Origin of the sequence: Bacillus sp. SIMBA_005 (assembly GCF_046535585.1) — a bacterium.
Classification (GTDB): domain Bacteria; phylum Bacillota; class Bacilli; order Bacillales; family Bacillaceae; genus Bacillus; species Bacillus pumilus.
Genome location: NZ_JAWRWI010000375.1, coordinates 1 through 273 on the forward strand (window position 1 = coordinate 1; position 273 = coordinate 273).

General features: G+C 45.1%; 1 protein-coding gene. It reads right to left on the reverse strand.

The genetic code is table 11. The annotated features are described in order from the left end of the window. Nucleotides 1-273: glutaminase (locus SB660_RS20525; RefSeq protein ID WP_410584176.1), on the reverse strand; the 273-nt coding region annotated here is incomplete at both ends.

A 273-nucleotide genomic window follows, 5' to 3' on the forward strand; every position in this document is an offset into this window, starting at 1 on the left:
GCATTAATGCCTTGGCCAATTTTGCCACATCTTTTGGAATCACCTGCTCGTGTCGAATCGGATGATACCCGTCATGAGCAAGGATCAGGCCGATCAACGCAATATCTTCTGTAGTGCTCTCCATAGCGCATTGCTTCAAGTACACCTCAAGTGTTTCTTCTACTTCAGCTTCTAAAAAGTTTGTTTCTTTTAAATAGTAGGCCAGCGCTCTGTTGCGGTGGGCGGTTTCCCATTCAGAACGGAATACTTCTTCATGAATTCTTGGCCGTTTTC